General features: G+C 52.7%; 5 protein-coding genes. All 5 read right to left on the reverse strand.

Annotated features, from left to right (window positions below; translation table 11 throughout):
• Positions 1-519: hypothetical protein (locus tag VIN66_RS04705; RefSeq protein ID WP_331922915.1), on the reverse strand; the 519-nt coding region annotated here is incomplete at its 3' end.
• Between the two features lie 12 nt (positions 520-531).
• Positions 532-1,248: a DUF1080 domain-containing protein gene (locus tag VIN66_RS04710; RefSeq protein ID WP_331922916.1), complete on the reverse strand. Its 717-nt coding sequence runs from the start codon at positions 1,246-1,248 to the stop codon at positions 532-534.
• A gap of 178 nt (positions 1,249-1,426) precedes the next feature.
• Complete coding sequence (locus VIN66_RS04715; RefSeq protein ID WP_331922917.1) at positions 1,427-2,440, reverse strand: LacI family DNA-binding transcriptional regulator; 1,014 nt, start codon at positions 2,438-2,440, stop codon at positions 1,427-1,429.
• 102 nt (positions 2,441-2,542) lie between these two features.
• Positions 2,543-3,736 (reverse strand): acyltransferase family protein, encoded by a 1,194-nt coding sequence (locus VIN66_RS04720; RefSeq protein WP_331922918.1) that lies wholly within the window; start codon positions 3,734-3,736, stop codon positions 2,543-2,545.
• A partial coding sequence (locus VIN66_RS04725; RefSeq protein ID WP_331922919.1) for a glycoside hydrolase family 3 N-terminal domain-containing protein occupies positions 3,736-4,905 on the reverse strand: 1,170 nt, incomplete at its 5' end. The genes VIN66_RS04720 and VIN66_RS04725, both read right to left, overlap by 1 nt.

The following is a 4,905-nucleotide window of genomic DNA, read 5'->3' on the forward strand; positions in this document are numbered from 1 at the left end:
GGCCAGTTGCTGCAAACCTTGTACAGCAGCCTGCTGCATTTTTTCGGCATCCGTTGTGGCGTGATCGGCGATGCTGACGCGGATAGCGTGACAGCCTAAAAAGGCGGCTGCTTCGACCCACTTATAATGATTTTCTACCGCCTGTTGCCGCTGCTTTTGGTCTATGGCAGCCAGATCGCCTTCAGCATCGACCATAATCAGCAGACTGCGGACACCGCTGTCATCGGCGCGCTGCTTTAACTGGCGCAGAAACGGCTGGTCCTTTGCTTTGTCGGCAAAAAACTGATTTACATATTCAACCGCGCCAAGTTGAAAATCGCGCCGGGTTTTTACCGCAAAATCCAGCACCTTAAGCTGCCCGGCGCGCAGTTGGCGGTGCAACGACCACTGTGCCAGTGAGATCTTCGGTTCAGATGGCTCAGACGCCAGCAGTTGCCAGCTAAGCGGCAGCTGGCAAGTCAGGCCGGCTGCGGCTGCAAGACGTAAAAATTGGCGGCGTTTAATATCTGTAGAATGCATAGCGGCTTCCTGTTATAGCGCTCGGATACGGATCTGGCGAAACGCAATTCTGTCGCCATGATCCTGCAGCATAATGTGGCCGGGTTCATTTGCTCCCAATACATGTTCGGGAGCAAACTTGCTTTGTGCTGCCCGCTTTTGCCAGTCAGCAGAACCTAATTCAAACTGCAGTACCAGCTTGTCATTAAGCCAATGCTCAACATGCGGATAGCGCACAATGATGCGTGTGTTGTTCCAGCTGCCGGCAGGTAAATGGGCGTCAAGCTCAGGCGGGTAAATATCAAATAATGCGGCAGTAAAATGAACAGGATTATCGTGACCTGGGTAGTTATCATTATCCAGCAGTTGGTACTCTAAACCACCTGAACGTACCTTGCTGTCAGGTCCGGCAACTTTATAAAAGATACCGCTGTTGCCTGACGCAGCGATTTGCCAGTCCAGCTCCAGTTCAAAATCGGTGAAACTTTGTTTTGTTACCACAGCACCACCGCCGGCAGCGGTGAGCACCAGCGCGTCATCAATTATTTGCCATTGTTCGCCAATAGCTTGGTCGTCTTTGTCTGTCCAGGCATCGACAGAGGCACCGTTAAACAGCCACTGCCAGTCGCCAGTCGGTTCTGCTTTGGTTTCCGCGCTACTGGTAATAATCGTTGCATCTTCGCTACTGGTTGCAGCAGGTTTACAACCAACAACTACTATACACAGCAGGCATTGTGCAGCGGTACGCAAAACTGCACCTGAGTTGATTTTGTTCACCCTCACTCTCCCCTTGCTGACACCGGTATTACTGCAGGCCGGTACGGCTTGTTATATTTATTGTGTCACAGGCAACTCTGCAGCAGCCCTAATGAAACCGGTTACATCATTTAACCTAAATCTCTGACGGAATTTTGTCAAGCCAGATTGGTTATTTTTTATCCGTGATTATCGCTGTGCTGTCACGTACAACCAGCCGGTATGACAGCATCATGTGTTGCTGCGCTAACGGTACGCCTTTCATCAGTTGATACAGCGCACGCATTGCCTGACGCCCTAACTGCTCGGCAGGCTGATCGATAGTCGTCAGGCTGGGTTCGGTGTAAGCGGCAAACTCAATATTGTCAAAACCTGCAATCGCAATGTCCTGCGGTATACGTAACCCACGCTGGCGCAGACAGCGCATGGCGCCAATGGCCATTTCATCATTCATACAAAAAATAGCCTGTGCCCGCTCTGGCAGCTGCAGTAAACGCTCAGCGGCATCATGGCCGGATTGCATGCTGAAATCACCTTGCACTACCGCCTGCGCATCCAGTGTTAGGCCGGCGCCAAGCAGCGCATCTTTCATACCCGCCAGGCGGTCGCGCACTATGGGGCTGCGGGCCGGGCCGGTAATCACCGCCAGTCTTTTCAGGTTTAAATCAAGCAAATGCTGTGTCAGGGCGCGGGCGGCGCCACGGTTATCCAGTTCAACCACCGGATAGCCGGCGTGTTCATCAATGCGCTCACAAGCATTAACAAACGGCACTGTACTTGCCAGCTCGCGATCTTCCGGCGAAAACGGGTAACGGCTATCAAGTTGAATTAAGCCATCCGCCTGGCTGGTCAGGCCCATACGGGCATATTCCTGTTCGCGGCTGACGCTGCCCTGGGTATCCCCCAGCAATACCGCATAGCCGCAGGCCTGGGCTTCCTGCTCGATACCGCGGATCACCCGGGAAAAAAACGGATTAGCGACATTCGGCACCAGCACCAACACCGCATAAGCCTTACCCGAACTGAAATTACGTGCCAACTGATTTGGCCGGTAACCCGCGCTCTGTACTGCCTGCATCACCCGCTGCCGGGTATCCGGCGATACCAGCTCTGGGTTCTTCAGCGTGCGTGACACCGTTGCGGTAGACACGCCTGCAAGTTTGGACACAATCCTGATAGTGGTCATGCTGCTATCGTTTTGTTTTTAGTTCATCGTACCTTAATCTGCACAAATAAAAATTGCCAGCGCTCAGTCATTTGAACTAACAATACCGGGCAACGACAGCCATCAGACCTTCATAATAAAACCACGCCTGTAGCACCAGTGCATCAGCAAATACGACAACAGTAAAAAGCTGATGGCAAAGGCCAGTGAGCCGTTATAGTTGCCAAAAGCCGGCTGATACAGGTTGCCAAACAACCAGCTTTGCAGCGATATATCGCCAACGGAAATCATACCGAGCAAACGCGCGGCAACACCGGCGAACATAAAAAATAAGATGGCATTGGCACCAAATACGACAAAAGGTGCGCTCCATAAGCGGTATTTTTTGATATCACACAGCCACAGGCAGGCTGCCAGCGCAATGGCACAATAACCGCTGCTAAGCAGCACAAAGCTGGGTGTCCATAAACTTTTATTAATTGGCAGTGCCAGGTGCCACAACTCCGCCAGCCAGACTGCAATTACGCCGAACAACAGCAGGCCACGGGCTTTTTGTACTAGCGTGCGCTCGGCCTGCAGCCACTGCGCTATCAGTAAACCGCTGACACAACTGGCAATGGCGGGTAAGGTAGACCACAACCCCTCGGGGTCAAATGCAAACGGCGTCGCGGTGCGGTAATACAGATGTTTTGCCCCCAACACAGTATGATCTAGCCAGGCGGCAAAGCTGTTACCAAACTCGAACAGGCCGACAAACTGCTGGCCATAGCTGTCCTGATATGGCAGATACCACATCCCGGCCAGATACAGTGCACATAGTGCCAGCACAGCGATAATGCGGCCACGCGTAGCGCAGTACAGCGCAATTAACATAGTAAAAAAGTACACCAGCGCAATACGTTGCAACACACCCAAAGCTCGCACCGCCATCAGTTTCTGCTCGATGTAATTGTAGGCTGGGTCGCGGAAGTTATAGTAAAACAGCACCAGAAACAGCCCCAGCAGATACAGTTTGGCCGAGCGTGATAATGCCTGTTTTAACAGTGTTGGTTTGGCTACGCCCTGTTGTCGCTGCAAGCTCAGCTGCAGCGACATACCGACGATGACAATAAAGAATGGGAAGATAAGGTCAGTAACCGTCCAGCCATGCCATTCTGCATGCAACAACGGGCTATAAACATAGCTCCAGCTGCCGGGGTTATTGACCAGAATCATCGCAGTAATAGTCAGACCGCGCAGCGCATCGAGTGCCAGCATGCGGTTCGCTGGCACTGAGGCTAAAATAGCCTGGCAATGCCGCCTGATAGCTGCCAGCATCAATTCGCCGCCTGTGACACCGTTACCGGTAAAGTACCGGTTAAGCTGTATTGGCCCAGCAGCGCCTGCGCAATCGCTTCGTAGGTTGCATTACCGGCATTCATTGCCGTAGCATCTTCTGCCGTGTTGTAGGCATAGCTGGCCAGCACGACGTCAGCATAACTGCCGTAACGGCTGATATCGTAAGGCGCACGCAGGCTTAAGAACACATGTGGCTTTTGCCGCGCTTTAATTTGCGGCAATAAGGTTTCATATTGCAGCGTCTGGCGCTCATACGCCGCGGCGATGTTGGCAACACCGGTTAAATCATCCATACCGCCGATATCGGCCAGGCTTTGCATCGGAGCAATAAAGCCACTTATCACCACATCTGCAGCCGCAATTTTGGCCGCAGCCTGAGTTAAATCGGTTTGCTGCAGGCTGATGGTCTCAATCGAGAAATGCTGTTTGCTGTAATGCTGCAGCGCAGCCGACAGCGCCTGTGCTTTGGTCTGATCCGGCATCACCAGCAACAATTTTTTCGTTTCAGTCAGTTTAAACGGTAAGTAGCCTGTTGCAGGTTTAACTTGCGTTAATGCCGCCTTGGCCAGCGCCAGTTCCGCTTTGCGATGCGCTGTATTGCCCAGTGCATGCAGTGCTCTTTTAACCTGCTGAGCCGGCGTTTTTTCAGCAGGCAACAGCGGATACTGCTGTTTCAGCGCCACTATGCGCTGATAAGACTGCGCCAGTTCGGCTTGACCCAACGCGCCGGATTGCACCGCGTTCTCCAGCGCAGTTAGCAGCTCTGACAGTGCCTGCAACTCCCCCGGATGCTGCAGTTTCACCGGCATCAGGGCAATATCAGCACCGGCAGCAAAGGTTTGTACTACTGCTTCAGTGTGAGTGAAAAACTTGCTGATACCGGCCATATCCAGCGCGTCGGTTACAATAACGCCGTTATAGCCCAGCTGTTCGCGCAGCACGCCGTGCAGAATTTTGCGTGACAGCGTAGCCGGCTTTAGCATGCTCTCGCCGTCTTTGGAGACAAAAGTACTGCTATCCAGCGCCGGGTATTGAATATGCGCCGTCATGATCATACCGGGATTATGCTGCTTGATAATGCTGGCGAACGGCAGTAAATCGACTTTACGGATTTGCTCAATACTATGCTCCACCCGCGGCAGGCCCAG

Source organism: Rheinheimera sp. (assembly GCF_036568245.1).
GTDB lineage: Bacteria > Pseudomonadota > Gammaproteobacteria > Enterobacterales > Alteromonadaceae > Alishewanella.

Excerpts from the sequence above, each read along its gene's own strand:
- VIN66_RS04715 (WP_331922917.1), bottom strand. The coding sequence starts at position 2,440 with ATGACCACTATCAGGATTGTGTCCAAACTTGCAGGCGTGTCTACCGCA.
- VIN66_RS04720 (WP_331922918.1), bottom strand. The coding sequence starts at position 3,736 with ATGCTGGCAGCTATCAGGCGGCATTGCCAGGCTATTTTAGCCTCAGTG.